Consider the following 18,629-nt stretch of genomic DNA (forward strand, 5'->3'; position numbering starts at 1 on the left):
GGCCCGATCCTGTGCCGGGTATTGCAGCATTGTGACCATATAGGTCAGTTGGAGCGATACTCCACCCATCAGGCGGAGGAATTACCCAGCCATCGGGCAAGATGATGACAACCGTGCTGCGGCCCGAATGGTGCGACCCGAAGGGCGGGACATAAGCGCGGGTGAACTTGACGTGGCTGTAACACAATTCCCGTCCGGCGCAATATTAGTTCAACAGTGCGCAAGTTGTTTCAGGGCTGCTCCGATAGTGGTCAGGCGCCCGCGAGTGCCCTGGCCGGAGCCCGGCGATCCTCAAGCGCGCGGGCGGCAAGGATCAGCGCGCCCATCGGCCCGGCATCATCGCCCAGCAGCGGCGGAGTTATCATGCCCGCCAGCTTCTCACGCGTGCAGTCGCGCAAGTATCCACCCAGCAGCGCGGGTACACGGGCAATCGCCATGGGCAGAAGATGGGGCTGCTTGCCGGCGACCCCGCCGCCCACGACGATGCGCTGCGGAGACACCGTCAGAATCAGCATCGCGAACAGTTCGGCAAGGTCGTGCGCGGCCGTTTCCCAGGCCGGATCGTCCGCTGCCACCCGCGACGGGTGTGTGCCCAGCCGGGCGGCAAGCGCGGGACCGCTGACGAGGCCCTCCATGCAATCGCCATGAAAGGCGCAGGCCCCCTCGAACGTATCGCCGGGGGCGCGGCGTAGGCGGACGTGGCCGATTTCGGGGTGCAGCAATCCATGCGCCGGCTCCCCCGCGATCAGCACGCCGCCGCCAAGGCCGGTGCCGATGGTGAGGTAAACCATGCTCTCGCAGCCGCGTGCGGCGCCGAAGCGGTGCTCGGCCAGCGCGGCGCCGTTGACGTCGGTGTCGAGGCCGACCGGGCAGCCAAGTGCCGCGGCGACAGGCCCGGCCACCGCCGCCCCGCTCCAGCCGGGCTTGGGGGTATCGAGCATGAAACCATGGTCGGATGCCTCATGCGAGACGCGCAGCGGGCCAAAACTGGCGATCCCCACCGCGTCCACCGGCTTGTCGTCACGCCAGCTTCGGATCGCGTCGATGGCGCGGTCCAGCGTTTCGGTCGGTCCGGTGGTGGCAAATTCCAGACGCTCGTCGATCCGGCCCGGCTGGCCGAGTACGACCACCGTCTTGGTGCCGCCCAGTTCGATGCCCGCCAGCTTGTGCATGTTCGCCTGATCCGTGTTGTCAGCGCCCGCTTTTCAGCGTGGCGCGTGTACCATCGAGACGCAACTGCAGGAACGGCGCGAAAGTTCCGCCAAAGTGCGTTCTGCCGGCCGGTTTCTGCTCCGCTTCGGCGTCATCCATGCCCCAGTAATCGACGAAGCTGGTCACCGAAAGATCAGGCAGGACCCACCAGCTATAGGCCTGGAACGGCTCGGCAGCGGGATTGGCGAAGACCAGGCCGTGCCCGTTGAGCAATTGCCACGGCCCCTCGATCCGGTCGGCGACGGCGCCGTAGAGCCCCGTGGGCGCGGCGATGCCGGGGGCAAAGACCTTGGCCTGGGTTGACCAGAATAGGTAGAGCCGCCCGCCGTACGCGACGACATGAGGTCGCTCCAGTTCGTTGTTAATGCCCGATGCGTCGATCAGCGGCGGCAGGTTTTCGAACTTTCCGGTGCCACCTGCGGCCCGCCGGGCACAGCCGATGACCCCGTTGTAGCGGCCCAGGTGCCGGGCGGAGGATGCGGTGAACAGGAGGTATTCATCCCCTTGCTGGGTGCGCCAGGTTGCGGGATCGCGGAACGCCTTGATCTCACCCACCCGCCCGGTCGCATCGTGGCGGCTCATGTAGATCAGATCGACCGGGACGGCCAGTTCCACCGGGTGGGTCCAGGCTTCGAAGACCGCGCCGTCCTGCCCCTCGTCCACAAGCCGCGTGGTCGCCGCGAACAGGCGCTGCTGGAACGTCAGCTCCGCCTCCCCGCGCGTTCCGGCAGAGGTGAAGTACAAGGTGACATCACCGCCACCATAATGAGCCGAGCCGGACCATTCGCGGCTGCCGGGCGTGAAGCCGTCGGGAAAAGTCGCTCCGAGATGGATGAAACGCCCGTCGATGCGGTGGAAATGATGGATCCGCGCCGCGCCGTGCCGCGCCTCGGGATCGTCGAATGCCGGAGCGGCCAGCGCGAACCACAGTTCGCCCCCGCGCCAGCGCACCGGCATCCCCCTGCCGCAGGCCAGTGGCCAGGCGTCCCATACGTCGAGGTCCTCTGCAACCCGCCGTATGTCACCCGCGACCAGAACCGGGGGATGGGGCAGCGGCTGCGCTGCAAGTTCACCCAGGTCCTGAGCAGTCCATTTCAGCGTCACGGGACAATCGGTAAAGGCGTCTGGAAGAGGCATCGGCCCGCTTCGTACAATCGATTGAATTTCGTTGTAAATGAAAAATATACAAAGTCAGTAGGTTCACCGAGGACCGTAATTTTCCTTGGCCGCAGCGCCTGCTACGCACATGACCTAGGAGACCGTTTGAAGATGCGCACAAGAGCGCATTTGGAATGCGGCACCAGCCCACTCCGCCTAGCCCAGAGCCTTGCAATCGATTCTTATGAATCCGTCCCTGTGCGGCGCTCTGCTTTACCTATAGGCCCGGTGCGGCTTCACACACGAAGGGGCTTCGCATGTCGACCGGCTCCAGGCCGCACCTTTCGCTGCTGCGCATCATCGAGATGAACGTCGGCTTCTTTGGGCTACAGTTCAGTTTCGGGCTGCAGCAGGCGAACATGGGACCGATCTATGCCTATCTCGGCGCGAGCGAGGCGATGATACCCCTGCTCTGGCTGGCCGGCCCGATGACCGGGCTGCTGGTCCAGCCGCTGATCGGCGCGATGAGCGACCGCACGCTGTCCCCGCTTGGCCGCCGCACGCCCTATTTCCTGGTGGGCGCCGTGCTGTGTTCGGCCGCGCTTTTCGCGATGCCCCGCTCCTCGGCGCTATGGATGGCGGCAAGCCTGCTCTGGCTGCTGGACGCCGGTAACAACGTGACCATGGAACCTTATCGCGCCTATGTCGCCGACCGGCTCCCGCCGCATCAGCGCTCGGCCGGGTTCCTCACGCAGAGCGCGTTCACCGGGCTTGCCCATACGGCATCCTACCTTGCCCCGTCACTGTTCACCGGGATAATCGACCGCCACCTGCTAGGCCCCAGCGGCATTCCCGATATCGTGCGGCTGGCCTTCCTGATCGGCGCCGTGCTGTCGCTTTCGACCATTCTCTATTCGGTGCTGCGCGTGCCCGAACTGCCGCTGAGCGCCGGCGAACGCGCCGCCATCGCCGCTCGCCCCCTCACCGCCCGGAACACGCTGGCGGAAATCCGCGCCGCCATCGCCGAAATGCCCGGCCCGATGCGCCAGCTGGCTCTGGCCATGCTGTGCCAGTGGTACGCGATGATGGTCTACTGGCAGTACATCGCCTTTGCCCTCTCCCGCTCGCTTTACGGCAGCGTCGATACCGCGTCCGAAAACTTTCGCGATGCGGTACTGACCGGGCAGCAGCTGGGAGCAATCTACAACGCCGTCGCCTTCGTCTGTGCGCTGACGCTGATCCCCGTGGTCAGGCGGCTGGGCGCGCGCAAGGTCCATGTCGCCTGCCTTGCCGCAGCCGGCGCGGCGATGATCGCAGTCCCGTTTACCGCGTCGTTCCCGGTGCTCGCCCTGCTGATGGTGGGGATAGGCCTGGGCTGGGCCGGCATGATGGGCAATACTTACGTGATGCTCGCCGATTCGATCCCACCGGCGCGCAACGGCATCTACATGGGCATCTTCAACATGTTCATCGTCATTCCGATGCTGCTTGAAAACCTGACGATGCCGCTGATCTACACGCCGCTTCTGGGGGGAGACGCCCGCAATGCGCTGATCCTCGCCGGGATGCTCATGTTGTTGGGCGCAGCAGCCACCCGTTTGGTCAGCGTGGGCGGCCCGCCGAACCGAAACTCAGGTGCTAACTGAACAAGTTACTTCCGGCAACGCGATCGTGGTGATAAGGCTCCGAACATGGCGGCAGGGTCGGGCAAGAGCAACGGGGAAGACAGCGGTACGGACACGTCCGTGCCCCAAGTAGAGGTACGTACACTGGCAGACCTGGCGCGCGTCGCCGGGGTTTCTGCCGGTACGGTTTCACGCGCGCTTGCCGGCAAGTCGCTGGTCAACACGGAAACGCGCGAACGCATTCAGGCGCTGGCGCGGCAATATGGCTTCCGCCCCAACCAGATGGCCAGCAAGCTGCGATCGCGGCGCACGGGCGTCATTGGCGTGGTCATCCCGTTGGGCCACGAAAAGCGCCAGAGCATTTCCGATCCGTTCTTCCTGACCCTGCTCGGACAACTCGCCGACCAGCTGACCGAGAGCGGCTATGACCTCATGCTCAGCCGCGCCATCCCCGATGGGACGACCGACTGGCTGGAGCGCATCACCGGATCGGGCATGGTCGACGGCGTGCTCGTGATCGGCCAGTCCGACCAATCCGAGATAATCGACCGGGTCGCGGCGCATTACCGCCCATTGGTCGTCTGGGGGAACCACCGTGAAGGGCAGGTCCACTGCGTGGTTGGAACCGACAACGAACATGGCGGGCGGCTCAGCGCCGAACACCTGATCGCATCGGGCGCGCGCCGCCTGGCCTTTCTGGGTGACACCACCGGCATCGAGATCGCGATGCGCCGCCGCGGCGCGGCCGCAGCCGCGCAGGACGCGGGCCTGCCGCTCACCCATATCCCCGTCGCCCTCGCCAATGCCGAGATGGGGCCGCAGATCAAGGCCGCGCTTGCCATGCCGGACCTCGACTACGACGGGATCGTCTGCGCCTCCGACCTGATCGCCATGTCGGCGCTGCGCGTCCTTTACGAAACGGGCCGCGCGGTGCCGGACGACACCCAGATCGTCGGCTTCGACGACCTGCCGCTCGCCGCGCAGACCATGCCCCCGCTCACCACGATCCGGCAGGAGATCGGTGATGGCGCGCGGGTGATGGTGGAAAAGCTGAAAAGCCGGATCGAGGGCGAAGATACGTCCAGCCTGGCGATGGCGCCGACGCTGATCGTGCGGCGCACCACGCTGCGCTAAACATCCCGGCGAGGGATTTCGCCCTTTACCCTTCGCCCGCGATGCCGCTAGTCACACGTTCAGGTCCCGGTGCAATCTGAGGAAACGTGTGGTTCTGATCATAATTGGTGCTCCCGGATGCTGATCGGGATTGACCTCGGCACGACCAATAGCGCGGTCACCATCTGGCGCGAAGGCGAGGCGCAGCTGGTCCCCAATGCGCTGGGCGAACTGCTCACCCCTTCGGCAGTAAGCATTGCAAGGGACGGGCAGGCCTGGATCGGCACCCCGGCGCTGGACCGCATGGCGGCCCATCCGCTGGACACCGCCACCAGCTTCAAACGCATGATCGGCACCCAGCGCACCGCGCGCCTTGCCGGCAAGGAATACAAGCCGGAGGATATCTCGGCCATCGTTCTGGGCGCCCTTGTCCGCGATGTCGAGGCGCTGACCGGCGAAAAGCCGACCGAGGCGGTCATCACCGTGCCTGCCTATTTCAACGACCGTCAGCGCAAGGCCACCCGGCGCGCTGGCGAACTGGCGGGCCTTTCCGTGCGCCGCCTCATCAACGAGCCGACCGCCGCTGCCCTCGCTTTCGGCCTGCAGGACAAGGGCGACCGCGAGCCGTTCCTCGTCTTCGATCTGGGCGGCGGCACCTTCGACGTATCCGTGGTCGAGATGTTCGACGGCATCGTCGAGGTTCGCGCCTCCGCCGGCGACAACCGGCTGGGCGGGGACGACTTCGACGAAGCGCTGGCCGCTTTCGCCAAGCCGCGCGTCGATCCCGAGGGCCTGCTGGCCAAAGTGCCGGACGAGCGCCGCGAGGCCCTGCTCAAGCGCGCTGCCGAAACCTGCCGCCGCGCGCTGAGCAGCGCCGGCGAAGCCGAATTCGCGCTGACCGTCGATGAAACGCGCCTCTCCGCGATTATCACCGAAGCGGAGTTTGAAACCGCCTGCGAACCGCTGATCCGCCGCCTGCGCGATCCGGTGGTGCGCGCCTTGCGCGACTGCGCGATCGAGGCGGCGGAGCTGTCCGACGTGGTCCTCGTCGGCGGCGCCACGCGTATGCCGGTGGTACGCAAGGCGATCACCCGCCTGTTTGGCCGCTTCCCCAATTCCTCGGTCCATCCCGATCATGCGGTGGCGCTGGGCGCCTCGATCCAGGCCGGCCTTGTAGGCCGCGACGCGGCGCTTGAGGAAATCCGCATCACCGACGTATGCCCTTTCACCCTGGGCATCGAAGTGGCGGAGAACGACCGTTACGGCGGCCTCCAGCGCGGATTGTTCTCTCCCATCATCGAGCGCAACACCCCGGTCCCGGTCAGCCGCGTCAGCAGCTATTCGACCATGGGCGACGGGCAGAAGCAGATCGAATTCGGCATCTACCAGGGCGAGGCGCGCGAGGTTTCCGGCAACGTCAAACTGGGCCAGATCGCCGTTCCCGTACCGCCGCGCCCGGCGGGCGAGGTGAGCGCGGAAGTGCGCTTCTCCTACGACAGTTCCGGCCTTCTGGAAGTCGACGTCCACGTTCCGCTGAGCGGCAAGAACCACAATCTCGTCATCGTCGACGAAGAGGACCGCCCCGGCCCCAAGGATATCGAGAAGCGCCGCGCCGCTCTTGCAAAGCTCAAGTTCCATCCGCGCGAGGAGGCCGGCAACGCAGCCCTGATGGCCCGCGCCGAACGCGCCTACGAGGACCACATCGGCGAAATGCGCCAGATGATCGGGCACTGGATCACCCAGTTCGCCGGCGCGCTCGACACGCAGGACCCGCGCCGTATCGCCGATGCCCGCGATTTCCTCACCGGGCAGCTGGGCGAAATCGACAGCTCCAGCCCGCTGTGACGGTGCAGTTAGTACCGGCAGGCGCACGAACATGAGCAGTCGGGGTTTCCCGTGGTCGCTGCTGGGCATAGCGGCGACCAGCGATACCAAGGCCATCCGCAGCGCCTATGCCGCCCGCATCAAGGCGATGGACCTCGACAGCGACGTCGAAGGCTACGCACAACTGAGAGGCGCCCGCGACACCGCGCTGCGACTGGCAAAGACGATGCCCCCGCCGGCCGCAGAGCAGGCGCCCGAACCGGGTGCTGAACCCGAGTGGCAGCTGGCTCCTGAAACGGTGCCCCCACCAGCCCCGGAAACGCAGGCGCACCTGTCCAAACCTCCCGCTCCGCCGCCGCCGCCGCCGGAGCCACTGGCATCGCCGCAATGGCCCCATGCCGCGCCCACGCTTGGCGGTGATTGGCAGGCCGACCCCGCACTCTCGGCCCGCGCTGCCCAGCCGCAAGGCGACCAACTGCTAGGCCGCGTATCGCCCGAGCCTACCGCCTCCAGCGAAACTGCAGGCCGCGAGGCTGCGGCGCCGACCAGCGCCGACCCTTTCGCCGTCCCCCTGCTCGAAGGCTTCGAAAACGCCGCGGCGGTGGGCCAGCAATCGCAGCAATCGCCCTTCGCCCGGCTCGCCGCGATGCTGGACGCCGATGCCCCGGCGGGCCTTTCCCCGATGGACGAGGGCGACGAAGCCCGCGCCCGCATGCTGCTGGGCGAGGTTCTCGAAACCGTCCACCACTCCGACATCGGGCGGCAGGGCGAGATGGAAACCTGGCTCGCCGGGCTGCTGGCCGATGCCTGGCCCCGCAGCGCACCCCTGCTGGAAGATGCCGCCGCTGCTTTCGACTGGGAACGCGAATGGGGCAAGATCGACGCGCGCCCCGCCATCGACTATCTGGGCGCGCGCCTTCGCGGCTATCGTTTTGAACGCAAGGTCCGGCAAAAGGGCCACCGCTACCACAAGGCCTGGACCGAACTGGCCCGTCCGGGAAAAGCCGGTCCGCTGCGCCACCTGCGCGCCAACGGCGCCGATGTGCGCGGCCTGCTCACCGGCATTCGCAAGCATTTCCCGGAGCTGGAGGAGCGCCTCGACGCACGGCGGATCGCATCGTGGGAAGGCGGCAACAGCTGGCTTACCGGGACGATCGTGCTGGGCGGATTGATCATCCTCGGCTTTCTGGTCAGCCTGGCGGATTCCAGGGGCGGTGGACCCGATGCGCGCGCGCAGGCCCTCGCCGCGACGGTGGCCGACGTCTTCGGGCTGCCCCATGATCCCGACTGGCTGCGCCAGCACCAGCCCGAATTAGCGGCCAAGCTGGCGGACAGCGCCCAGTTCACGCCCGACGGCAAGGCGGACCTCACCGCCAGCATGATGCGGGGTCTCGATATCGTCCGGGGGCGGACCTACCTCGTCGGCCGCCAACTTGAAGGCGAGGATTTCGAGACGACGATGCGCCTTCGCCTCGCTCTTCTGAAGGCCGCACAGGCGGACAGTGCCATCGCCTGCCACACGATGATGACCTTCGCCTCCACCCCGCCGACCACACTGGTCCCCCTGGAAGTGCGCGGGAAAGAACGCGCTTTTTACGCCAGCCTTGCATCGCGCGGGCTACTGAAGGTGCCCGCAAAGCTCGAAGGCTCCTCGGCCAGTGTACCGGGCGTACTGGTGGCCAAGGTCATCGCCGCGACGAAACTGAGCAAGCAGGAGGTCGGCCTGGCCATGCAGGGCAAGAGCAACGACGCCCACCGCTGCGCCGCCACGGTGGCGCTGCTGGAGGCCACACTGGATTGGAAGGGCGAAGGACGCCAGGCAATACTGCGAACGCTTTAACGCGGGCGTTCACGCCTCACTCATCCGCGCTGCGGTACACCGCTGTTCATATAGTGGAACAGGAGAGTGCCTCATGCCGATCCGACCCTTGCCGCTTGTCGCCCTGACCGCCGCCCTGTGCCTTGGCGCGGCCGCCGTCGCCGCCTGGCCCGAAACGCCCGCCAACGCTGCCGCCTTCCCTGCTCCTCCGGCCGAGAAACCCGGGATCAAGGGGGATCAGGTCGCCGTGCTGGCCGGCGGATGCTTCTGGGGCATCGAAGGACTGTTCGAACACGTTCGCGGGGTGAAGTCCGTGACCGCCGGTTATGCCGGGGGCGTGAAGGCGGATGCCACCTACCGAGCCGTCTCCACCGAAAAGACCGGCCATGCCGAAGCGGTGCGCGTGGTCTACGATCCATCGCAGGTAAGCTACGGCACCTTGCTCAAGGTGTTCTTCTCGGTCGGCCACGATCCTACGCAGGTCAACCGCCAGTTCCCCGATGTCGGCCCCAGCTACCGCTCGGCCATCTTCCCGCAGAACTCCGCCCAGCGTGAAGTCGCCGCCAGCTACATCGCGGCGCTGGGCAAGGCGCAGGCGTTTTCCAAACCGATCGCCACGAAGATCGAGACAGGCGCCTTCTATCCGGCGGAAAGCTACCATCAGGACTTCCTGCGCAGGAACCCCGATAACGGCTACATCCGCCGCTACGACGCGCCCAAGCTGGCCGCACTGCGCACGACCTGGCCGGCGCTCTATCGATAGGTCCTCGTCCGGGGGCGGACTGAATTGACAGTTTTTGATAGGGCAAATACCGTCATCCTGAACTTGTTTCAGGATCCATCTATCCGGTCGAGCGGCAGTGTGAGCGGCAAGATAGACCCTAGAACAAGTTCAGGGTGACGGTGTGAACGGGTGGACGGCCGGATTTTTAGACAAAGCCGAATGTCGATCGACTCTGGATCAGATCGCCAGTCCGGCCGCCCGCGCGCTCGCCCAGGCCCACTGGAAGTTGTAGCCGCCCAGCCAGCCGGTGACGTCCACCGCCTCGCCGATCGCGTAAAGGCCCGGGCTCTTGCGTGCTTCCATCGTCTTGGATGAAAGCTCGGCGGTGTCGATGCCGCCGGCGGTGACTTCGGCTTTCGCAAACCCTTCCGAGCCATCAGGAACGAACGGCCAGCGCGCCAGCCGCGCCTCTGCCGCGCCCAAAGCCTTGTCGGACAGATTGCCGATCTCTCCTTCGATGCCTAGCCGTTCGCACAGGGCATCGGCCAGCCGTTCGGGCAGGCCATCGCCCATCGCCTTGCGGAAGGAGAGGCGTGGCCGCTCGCGCTTCACGGCTTTCAGCCAGCCTTCTGGCCGGTCCGGCACGAATTGCGCGGTTACGGTATCGCCGCGCTTCCAGTAGCTGGAAATCTGCAGGATCGAGGGGCCGGAAAGCCCGCGGTGCGTGAACAGCGCCGCCTCGCGAAAGGCGGGCGCCTTGGCCGCACTGGGCCCGCACCGCACGACGATCTCGGTGGAAACGCCTGACAGGTCGCGGAACAGCGCTTCCTCGCCCGGCAGGGTCAGCGGCACCAGCGCCGGGCGCGGCTGCACCACCTTGAGGCCGAACTGGCGCGCAAGGTCATAGGCGAAGGCCGTCGCGCCCATCTTGGGGATCGACGGGCCGCCGGTGGCGATCACCAGCGCCGCAGCGCTCGCGCTGCTTTGCCCGTAATCGACCCGGTAACGCCCATCGGCATACTCGACCCCGCCGACCCCATCGCCGCAATGGACGGTGACATCGCCCTTGGCGCATTCCTCCAGCAGCATCGCGACGATCTGCTTGGCAGAGCCGTCGCAGAACAGCTGGCCCAGCGTCTTTTCATGCCAGGCGATGTCGTAGGCTTCGATCAGCGCCAGGAAATCCGCCGGAGTGTAGCGGCTGAGCGCGGACTTGGCGAAATGCGGATTGCTCGCCAGATAGCGGTCCGGCGCGGTGTGCAGGTTAGTGAAATTGCACCGCCCGCCGCCGGAGATGAGGATCTTCTTGCCCGGCTGGTCGGCATGGTCGAGCAGCAGTACCCGCTTGCCGCGCTGGCCGGCCGTGGCCGCGCAGAACAGGCCGGCGGCACCGGCGCCCAGAATGATGGCGTCGTATTCGTTCATGGCGAAACTCACGCGCCTGCTTCCACCGGCACGAGGTCGAGCGCGAGCGCCTCGGCCACACGGATACCGTCGACGGCGGCGGACAGGATGCCCCCGGCGTAGCCCGCGCCTTCGCCCGCCGGGTAAAGCCCGCGCGTGTTGAGGCTCTGGAAATCGCGGCCGCGCGTGAAGCGCACCGGCGAGGACGTGCGCGTTTCCACCCCCGTCATGACGACGTCGGGGTGATCGTAGCCGGGCACCTGCCGGCCGAACACCGGCAGCGCCTCGCGGATCGCCTCGACCACATAGTCCGGCAGGCACTGCGCAAGATCGGTAAGGTGGACGCCGGGCTGATAGCTGGGGATCACCTCGCCAAGTTCGGTCGAAGCGCGGCCGGCAAGGAAATCGCCCAGCTTCTGGCCCGGCGCCTTGTAGGTGGACCCTCCGGCGGTGAAGGCCAGCTTCTCGAACTTGCGCTGCAGGGCGATGCCCGCCAGCGGGTGGCCGGGGAAATCGCGCTCGGGCGTGATGTCGACGACGAGGCCCGAGTTGGCGTTGAATTCGGCGCGCGAATACTGGCTCATGCCGTTGGTGACGACGCCGCCCTCCTCGCTGGACGATGCCACCACGCGCCCGCCCGGACACATGCAGAAGGAATAGACGGTGCGCCCGTTACCGGCCTGGTACGATGTCGCGTAAGACGCCGCGCCCAGGATCGGATTGCCGGCGCAGGGGCCGAAGCGCGCCTTGTCGATCCAGCTTTGCGGATGCTCGATGCGCACACCGATGGCGAAGGGCTTGGCCTCGACATGGACGCCGCGTTCGTGAAGCACCTCGAACGTATCGCGCGCGGAGTGTCCCACCGCCATGATGACGTGACCGGTTTCCAGAAATTCGCCGTCCGAAAGGTGCAGGCCCTTGAGGCGGCGGGTTCCGTCCGCGTCTTCCTCGATGGCGAAATCGTCCACGCGGGTGCTGAAGCGGTATTCGCCGCCCAGCGCTTCGATCGTCTCGCGCATCGACATCACCATGGTGACGAGGCGGAAGGTGCCGATATGCGGGTGGGCCTCGGTCAGGATGTCATCGGGGGCGCCGGCCTTGACGAATTCGGTCAGGACCTTGCGGCCCAGATGACGCGAATCCTTGATGCGACTGTAGAGCTTGCCGTCGGAGAACGTGCCTGCCCCGCCCTCGCCGAACTGGACATTGCTTTCCGGGTTCAATTCCGAGCGGCGCCACAGGCCCCAGGTATCCTGGGTCCGTTCCCGCACCGCCTTGCCGCGCTCGATGATGATCGGTCTGAGGCCCATCTGCGCCAGCACCAGCGCGGCAAGCAGGCCGCACGGCCCCGCCCCGATCACCACCGGACGCGGCCCCGCATAGCCTTCGGGCGCACGCGTGACGAACTTGTAGGCGGTGTCGGGCGCAGGTCGCACATGCTGGTCGCCGGCAAAGCGAGCGAGCACATCGGGTTCATCGCGCACTTCGACGTCGAGCGAGTAGATCAGCTTGATCGCGTTCTTGCGCCGGGCGTCGTTGCCCCGGCGCACCACGGTCACCCGTTCAAGGTCGGTGGGCGCGATTTCCAGGCGCGAGGCTACCGCCGCGTCGAGGTCGGCGGGGGTGTGGTCAAGGGGCAGGGCAAGATCGGTCAGGCGAAGCATCGCAGCGCCTTTATACATTCATGCCGCCCAGCGCCATCACCGCCTTGCAGGGCGGCGATGGCGCGAGCGAGCAGGCAGCAAAACGGCCCGGTTGTTCTTGGACGGGTAGCGGGGCCAATCGACAATCCACACCGTCATCCTGAACTCGTTTCAGGATCCATCCATCCGGCCGGGCGGTAGTGCTGATGGCAAGATGGACCCTGAACCGAGTCCAGGGAGACGTTGCGGGATATTGGACGGCTGCGCTATTCGAGAAAGGTCAATGCCCCACTTCCCTTAACCCGCCAGCTTGCAGGTCCGGCGGTAGAGCAGCGCCGTCAGCGCGAAGAACAGCGCGGTGCCGCCCACCAGCGCCGGAACCTCGAAGCCCTCGCCCACCAGCGCCAGCGGCGCGTCGCTGCCCGATGCGGCGACGATGCCGGCGAACGTCACGCCCCACAGGCTTTCGCCCACGATCAGGCCGGTCGCGGTCAGCACGCCCATGCGCAGCGCGAATTCCGGGTCCCTGCGGCGCCCGGCCCAGGTTTCGTAGAAATGGCCCAGCACCGATCCGATGACCACGGGCAGGATCGCGGCCATCGGCAGGTAGATGCCGATGCCCACGCCCAGCGGCGGCAGGCGCAGCTTGCCCAGCGCGCCCAGCACTTCGTCGAGAATCACGAAGACCACTCCGGCCGCAGCGCCCCAGCCGATCATCGTCCAGTTGAGATCGCCGCCCAGCACGCCCTTGGCCAGCGACGAGATCAGCGCGGCCTGCGGTGCGGGCAGCGCATTGGGTCCGGCGCCCGGCATACCGGCGAAACCGAAGGCGGTGTTGAGCAGGTCCAGCACCGGCGGGATCACCAGCGAGCCGAAGATCACGCCGATCACCAGCGCGACCTGCTGCTTCCACGGCGTCGCGCCGACGAGTTGCCCCGTCTTGAGGTCCTGCAGATTGTCGTTCGAGATCGTCGCCACCCCGAAGACCACGCCGGTGACGATCAGCGCATAAGCGACCAGCGCCTCGGTCGTCGCGGCGCCCTGCTCGCGGCCAAACAGGCCCACCAGCATCAGCGATGCCGCGACGACAGACAGGATGCCGATGCCCGAAACCGGCGAGTTGGAGGCACCGATCAGGCCCGCCATATAGCCGCAGACCGCCGCGATCATCAGCCCGAATACGACAATGAACACAACCGCGCCCGCGATCAGCGCCACCTCACTGCCCGCCAGCGGACCACCGGCGATGACACTCCACAGCAGGATCGCGATCGGCACCAGCATCGCCAGCGAGCCGAAGAACACCGCCGAGATCGGCAGGTCGCGCTCCTCCAGCGCCAGCGCCTCTCCCGAATGGCGCGCGCGGCTGGCGGCCATGGCGGAACGGATGCCGCCCACCACTGGCCCGGCGATACGCAGCAGGGTCCATACCGCCGCGACGCCGATCACGCCGGCACCAAAAAAGCGCACGTCGGCGGAGAATACGCTCCCGGCCCAGGCCGCAACATCGCCGCTCTGCGGGTTCTGCGCGGTCAGGATGGGGAGCAGCACCCACCAGCCGATGGCCAGGCCAAGAAACATCGCCATGCCCACCGAAAGGCCGACCAGATGCCCGACGCCCAGCAGGGCAAAGGAAAGCCCGCCCGAAATGCCGGTCGCACCCGCACCGGCGCGGAACCATACGGCGGCCTCGCCCGCGACCAGCCGGGTCTGGGTCAGGATCGCGAAGCCCACCGAGGCCAGCGAATTCCAGATCAGCACCGACAGGCCCTTGGCGCTTTCCTCGGCCCCTTCGCGTGAACCGGAACCTATGCGCAGCACTTCGGCGGCGGCGTGGCCTTCGGGGTAAGGCAGCGGTGTGTCGACTACCAGCGCCCGGCGCAGCGGCACCGAGAACAATACGCCCAGAATGCCGCCAGTGCCGGTGATCGCGGCGGTGGTCCAGTAGGGGAAGCCCTGCCACCAGCCGATCATGACAAGGCCCGGGAGCACGAAGATGATCGCCGCCAGAGTGCCCGCCGCGCTGGCGACGGTCTGGACGATGTTGTTCTCCCAGATCGTCGAATCGCGAAAACCGCGCAGGATCGCCATCGAGATGACCGCAGCCGGGATCGAGGTGGCGAACGTCAGCCCGACCTTCAGGCCGAGATAGACGTTGGCGGCAGTGAACAGCAGCGTGATCAGCCCGCCCAGAACGACGGCGCGGAAAGTCAGCTCTCTGGCGGAGCGGGCCCCAGTCTGCGCCTGCCCAGCCTGTGCCTGTACCGTTTCGCCTGCCATCGTGTCCTGCCTGCCTGTCTGAACTTGCCGGCGTTCTTGGCATGGCGGCAAGGATCGCGACAGCGCAAATCGCACGGCCAGCGCTGCGCGATTTGTTGCCTGCCACGCGAAAAGGTCGTGCCGGTTTCACGACCCCGTCACATCGCACCCGGATAAGGGCCGACCATGGATAAATCGACGCGATCTGTGTCCGGGCCTAACCCGGCGGAACGAATACGTGGCACAGCGCCGCTGCGGGTGATCGTGCTTGCCGGTGGGAAAGCCGGTGCGGACCCGCTCGCGCAGGCTTTCGGCATGTCGCACCGCTGCCTGATCCCTTTGGCCGGGCGCCCGCTGGTGGCCCACGTATTGCAGATCGCCGCGCTCCACCCCGCGGTGGAAAGCCTGGCCGTATCGGTTGAGCGGGAGGCCTTCGAAGGCCTGTTCGACGTACTTTCGCAGCTTCCCGGCCGCGGCATCGTCAAGCTGGTGGAAGCGCGCGAAAACATCGTCGACAGCGTCCAGGCCGCAGCGCAGGGCTGGGACGGCCCGCTGCTTATCACCACCGCCGACCATGCCCTGCTTTCCGCCGGATCGATCGACGCCATGATCGAGGCGCTGGGCGCTGCCGGCGGGGCTCAGGTCGCCGTCGCCATGGCCCGCCGCGAAACCGTGCGCAGCGCCAACCCGGACGACACCCTGCTGTTCCACGAATTCGCCGACGACGCCTATGCCAGCTGCAACCTCTACGCGCTGGCCGGGCCGGACGCGCTGGCCGCAGCCCAGGTCTTTCGCGGCGGCGGGCAGTTCGCCGGCAATGCCTGGCGGGTGATGCGCGCCTTCGGATTCGTCAATCTGGTGCTGCTGCGGCTGCGCGCGGTGACGCTGGCCGATGCCATGGTCCGCGTCTCCGCCCGGCTGGGCCTGCGCATCGCGCCGGTGGTGCTGGACGACGGATCGCAGGCGCTCGACGTCGACGACGTGAACAGCCATGCGCTGGCCGAACGCCTCCTCGAAGCGCGCGCCGGGCTGGCCGGCGCTGCCTCGAAGAACCCTGCCAAAACGTGGCGAGCCCTGGGCTAGCCGCTTAAAACTTCACCCCCACCCGCGCATAATAGAACCCGCCGTTGAGACCGAACGGCGCGAACCCGCCGTATTGGCCAGAGCCGTCGAAAGCGATGGCGCCATTCTTGTCGGGGTAGGTGTCGAACAGGTTGTTGGCGCCCACGGCAAGGTCGAGCGCCGATGTCAGCTGATATCCGATCTCGGCATCCGCGATCCACTTGCCGCCGAACGTGCGATCGGATGCAGCCACATTGCTGGACTCGGTATAGCCCCCATAGCGGGTGGCCCGCGCCAGCACCTTCACCGGGCCGGATGACCAGTTGCTGGTCAGCACCACCTTGCTGCGCGGCGTCGCGGCGACAAGATCGCGCCGCGCCTGACGGCCGAACAGCGTGACGTTCAGGCTGCTCAGTTCAGCGGGATTGTCGATGACGCTGAGGATCTTCGTCTTGTTGTAGCTATATGCCGCGCTCAGGCGGAAGGTGCCGACGGAGGCGGTGTCCAGCGTATATTCGCCCACCACGTCCACGCCGCGCGTGCGGGTGTCGATGGCGTTGGTGAAGAACTGGGCGCTGTCCACGTCCTCCACGCCGTTGTCCTCCAGAATCGCCTTGATCGCCGAGCCGCCGTTCGACGCGGTGCCGAGGAATTCGGTCTTCACGATGCGGTCGTCGATGCGGATCTGGTAGGCATCGACGGTCAGCCGCAGCGGGCCGCTTTCATACGTGATGCCGGCGGTGAAGTTGAGCGACTTCTCCGGCTTGAGCGGCTTCGCGCCCAGCGCCAGCGCGGCGGCGCTGGTGACCGGCAGGAACTTCGAGACCGTCAGCACACGCTCGTCGCCGATCACGGTGACGGTGTTCTGCGTGGTGGAGAACCCGGTCTGCGCCAGCGACGGCGCGCGGAAACCGGTGTTCACGCCGCCGCGCAGGGCAAGGCCCGGCGCCAGTTCGATGCGGGTCGATGCCTTGGCGCTGAAGGTGTTGCCGGCGCTGTCGGAATAGTGTTCGAACCGGCCCGCGAGGCCCACGAACCAGCCCGGCGTCAGGTCCGTCGACAGATCGACGTAGGCGGCCAGATTGTTGCGGCTGAGGCTGATTTCATCCGCCGGCGAGGTACCGGTGAAAGAGACGAGGCCGGGTGAAGGCGAACGCCCGCCGTAAAGCTGGCCGAACGGGGTGCCGTCCGCCGGGATGATGTAACCGCCGTCGCGGTAGCTGTCCGGCTCGCCCGCGATGTTCTGGAAGCGCTCCCAGCGGTGTTCCACGCCGAAGGCCACGTTCAGCGGCTTGGCGAAGCCCACATCGTATTCGCGGCTGACATCCAGGTTGTTCACCCACAGGTCCTGCTTCTGGCGGCCCATGAAGAAGTCGACCGGGCTGCTTGGCCCGAGCGAGGGGTTGAGCGTGTTTTCCGCGCCCAGCTTGACGTTGTCCTGCCCGTAGCTGGTCGACAGGTCGACATCCCATCCCGCCAGCTGCGAGCGGATGCCGACGGCGGCCTGATAGTCCCACTCGCGAATGCGGCGATAGGCCTGGAAGCCGCCGGGATAGATCTGCGGCAGCACCGAGGCGCCCTGGGTATTGGCCTGCCCGCCATAGCCGGTGGCAGCGGCGACCGAGGCGCCGCGGGCATCCTTGATATCGCGGTAGCTTACCGTCGAGAACGAATAGAGCGTGGTATTCTCGCCCAGCGGCAGCTCTGCATTGTAGCCGGTGTTTATGATCTTGTCGCGGTTGGAGCGGCCATAGCCCCCGGCGATCACATGGTCGGCGCCGGCTTCGCGCGGGTCGGGCTGGCCGTTCACCAGCGGATAAAGGTACGGGATCGGCTCGGCCGCCGACTTGGCGCGGTCGTGGTACTTGGCCTCAAGCGACAGACGCAGGAAACCGCCGTCGCCCAGCGGCGCGCCGTAGGAGCCGGAAAGCTGCACCAGCTCGCCCCCGCCCGCATATTGCTGGCCGCCGGTGATCGACAGGTCGCCGCCATGCGCGGTGTTATCCAGAATGATATTGATGACGCCCGAGATCGCGTCCGAGCCATACTGCGCGGCGGCGCCGTCGCGCAGGACCTCGATGTGGCCGACGCCGCTGGTCGGAATCAGGTCGATATCGACCGGGGTGGAGCCGCCGGAGATGCGCGACAGGTTGTTGATGAGCGAGGTGGTATGCCGCCGCTTGCCGTTGACCAGCACCAGCACATAGTCGCCCGAAAGCCCCCGAATCGAGATTGGCCGCACGCTGGCCGAGGTGCCGCCACCGCCCAGCGCGGGCATGTTGAGCGAGGGGATGATGTTGCCCAGGATTTCCTTCAGCCCGGTGCGCCCGGTTGATTTCAGCTCGGCCGGGCCGATCACGTCCACCGGCACCGGGCTGTCCGCCACCGATCGCTGCGTCTGCCCGCGCGCGCCGGTGACGATGATGGCGCTGCCTTCCGCCTCCGCTGCGGCATCGACTGCGGCATCTGCGGCCGCTTCGGCATGGGCCGCGGTGATGGGAATCAGGGAAACACTGGCGGCTAAGGCAAACGACTTGAGGATTGTCACGAAAATCTGGCCCCTGGGATCATGGTTTGTAGGGGCCCTGATGACATGTCTACTAATTTGGTAGAAATTGTTATCGCTAATGCGTTCTCAAGTTTTTCTTGATCGTGGGCGAAAGGCCGGCACGCCTGCGCGCCCGCCGGCGAACGCGGGATAACGCCAGGGGAAAAGCGGACGGGCTGCGGCCGGCGCTTGGGACCGCCAGCGACAGGCGGCAGTGCTGCGATTGCCTTTGATTGCGAACGACCGGCGAAGGGCAACCTTCGAAACTCACCGGCTCGGCCCTGTGGTGCGCGGGGGT

General features: G+C 66.7%; 12 protein-coding genes. 6 read left to right on the forward strand and 6 right to left on the reverse strand.

The features are described 5' to 3' along the window. Positions 1–251: 251 nt before the first annotated feature. Entirely contained in the window at positions 252–1,172 is a 921-nt protein-coding gene (locus tag V474_RS11875) for an ROK family protein (RefSeq protein ID WP_059151705.1), read from the reverse strand. A 19-nt stretch (positions 1,173–1,191) separates the two neighbouring features. Continuing rightward, on the reverse strand, positions 1,192–2,349 hold the full coding sequence (locus tag V474_RS11880; protein WP_082699756.1) for a glycoside hydrolase family 68 protein: 1,158 nt from the start codon (positions 2,347–2,349) through the stop codon (positions 1,192–1,194). A gap of 278 nt (positions 2,350–2,627) precedes the next feature. On the opposite strand from V474_RS11880, the gene V474_RS11885 reads away from it, so the two are divergent. The 5 genes from V474_RS11885 (at position 2,628) to msrA (ending at position 9,454) form a co-directional block, all read left to right on the forward strand. Continuing rightward, complete coding sequence (locus V474_RS11885) at positions 2,628–3,956, forward strand: MFS transporter (RefSeq protein ID WP_059151706.1); 1,329 nt, start codon at positions 2,628–2,630, stop codon at positions 3,954–3,956. 45 nt (positions 3,957–4,001) lie between these two features. Continuing rightward, positions 4,002–5,069: a LacI family DNA-binding transcriptional regulator gene (locus V474_RS11890; RefSeq protein WP_059151707.1), complete on the forward strand. Its 1,068-nt coding sequence runs from the start codon at positions 4,002–4,004 to the stop codon at positions 5,067–5,069. A gap of 117 nt (positions 5,070–5,186) precedes the next feature. Further along, positions 5,187–6,893: an Hsp70 family protein gene (locus tag V474_RS11895; RefSeq protein WP_059151708.1), complete on the forward strand. Its 1,707-nt coding sequence runs from the start codon at positions 5,187–5,189 to the stop codon at positions 6,891–6,893. Between the two features lie 31 nt (positions 6,894–6,924). Next, the gene (locus V474_RS11900) at positions 6,925–8,712 is read left to right on the forward strand and encodes a hypothetical protein (protein ID WP_059151709.1); all 1,788 of its coding nucleotides are present in this window, start codon (positions 6,925–6,927) and stop codon (positions 8,710–8,712) included. A gap of 73 nt (positions 8,713–8,785) precedes the next feature. Then, positions 8,786–9,454 (forward strand): peptide-methionine (S)-S-oxide reductase MsrA, encoded by a 669-nt coding sequence (msrA, locus tag V474_RS11905; protein ID WP_059151710.1) that lies wholly within the window; start codon positions 8,786–8,788, stop codon positions 9,452–9,454. 198 nt (positions 9,455–9,652) lie between these two features. Here msrA and V474_RS11910 read toward each other — a convergent pair whose 3' ends face one another. The 3 genes from V474_RS11910 to V474_RS11920 all read right to left on the reverse strand — a co-directional run bounded on the left by V474_RS11910 (position 9,653) and on the right by V474_RS11920 (position 14,742). Further along, a complete protein-coding gene (locus V474_RS11910) occupies positions 9,653–10,840 on the reverse strand; it encodes a BaiN/RdsA family NAD(P)/FAD-dependent oxidoreductase (RefSeq protein ID WP_059152120.1) in 1,188 nt (395 codons plus the stop codon). Positions 10,841–10,848: 8 nt separating this feature from the next. After that, the gene (locus tag V474_RS11915; RefSeq protein ID WP_059152121.1) at positions 10,849–12,483 is read right to left on the reverse strand and encodes an NAD(P)/FAD-dependent oxidoreductase; all 1,635 of its coding nucleotides are present in this window, start codon (positions 12,481–12,483) and stop codon (positions 10,849–10,851) included. 276 nt (positions 12,484–12,759) lie between these two features. Beyond that, complete coding sequence (locus tag V474_RS11920; protein ID WP_059151711.1) at positions 12,760–14,742, reverse strand: OPT family oligopeptide transporter; 1,983 nt, start codon at positions 14,740–14,742, stop codon at positions 12,760–12,762. Positions 14,743–14,907: 165 nt separating this feature from the next. On the opposite strand from V474_RS11920, the gene V474_RS11925 reads away from it, so the two are divergent. Continuing rightward, the gene (locus V474_RS11925) at positions 14,908–15,804 is read left to right on the forward strand and encodes an NTP transferase domain-containing protein (protein WP_082699757.1); all 897 of its coding nucleotides are present in this window, start codon (positions 14,908–14,910) and stop codon (positions 15,802–15,804) included. Positions 15,805–15,808: 4 nt separating this feature from the next. On the opposite strand, the gene V474_RS11930 is transcribed toward V474_RS11925, so the two are convergent. Continuing rightward, the gene (locus V474_RS11930; RefSeq protein ID WP_059151713.1) at positions 15,809–18,331 is read right to left on the reverse strand and encodes a TonB-dependent receptor plug domain-containing protein; all 2,523 of its coding nucleotides are present in this window, start codon (positions 18,329–18,331) and stop codon (positions 15,809–15,811) included. Positions 18,332–18,629 lie beyond the last annotated feature (298 nt).

The sequence above is a fragment of the Novosphingobium barchaimii LL02 genome, assembly GCF_001046635.1.
GTDB lineage: Bacteria > Pseudomonadota > Alphaproteobacteria > Sphingomonadales > Sphingomonadaceae > Novosphingobium > Novosphingobium barchaimii.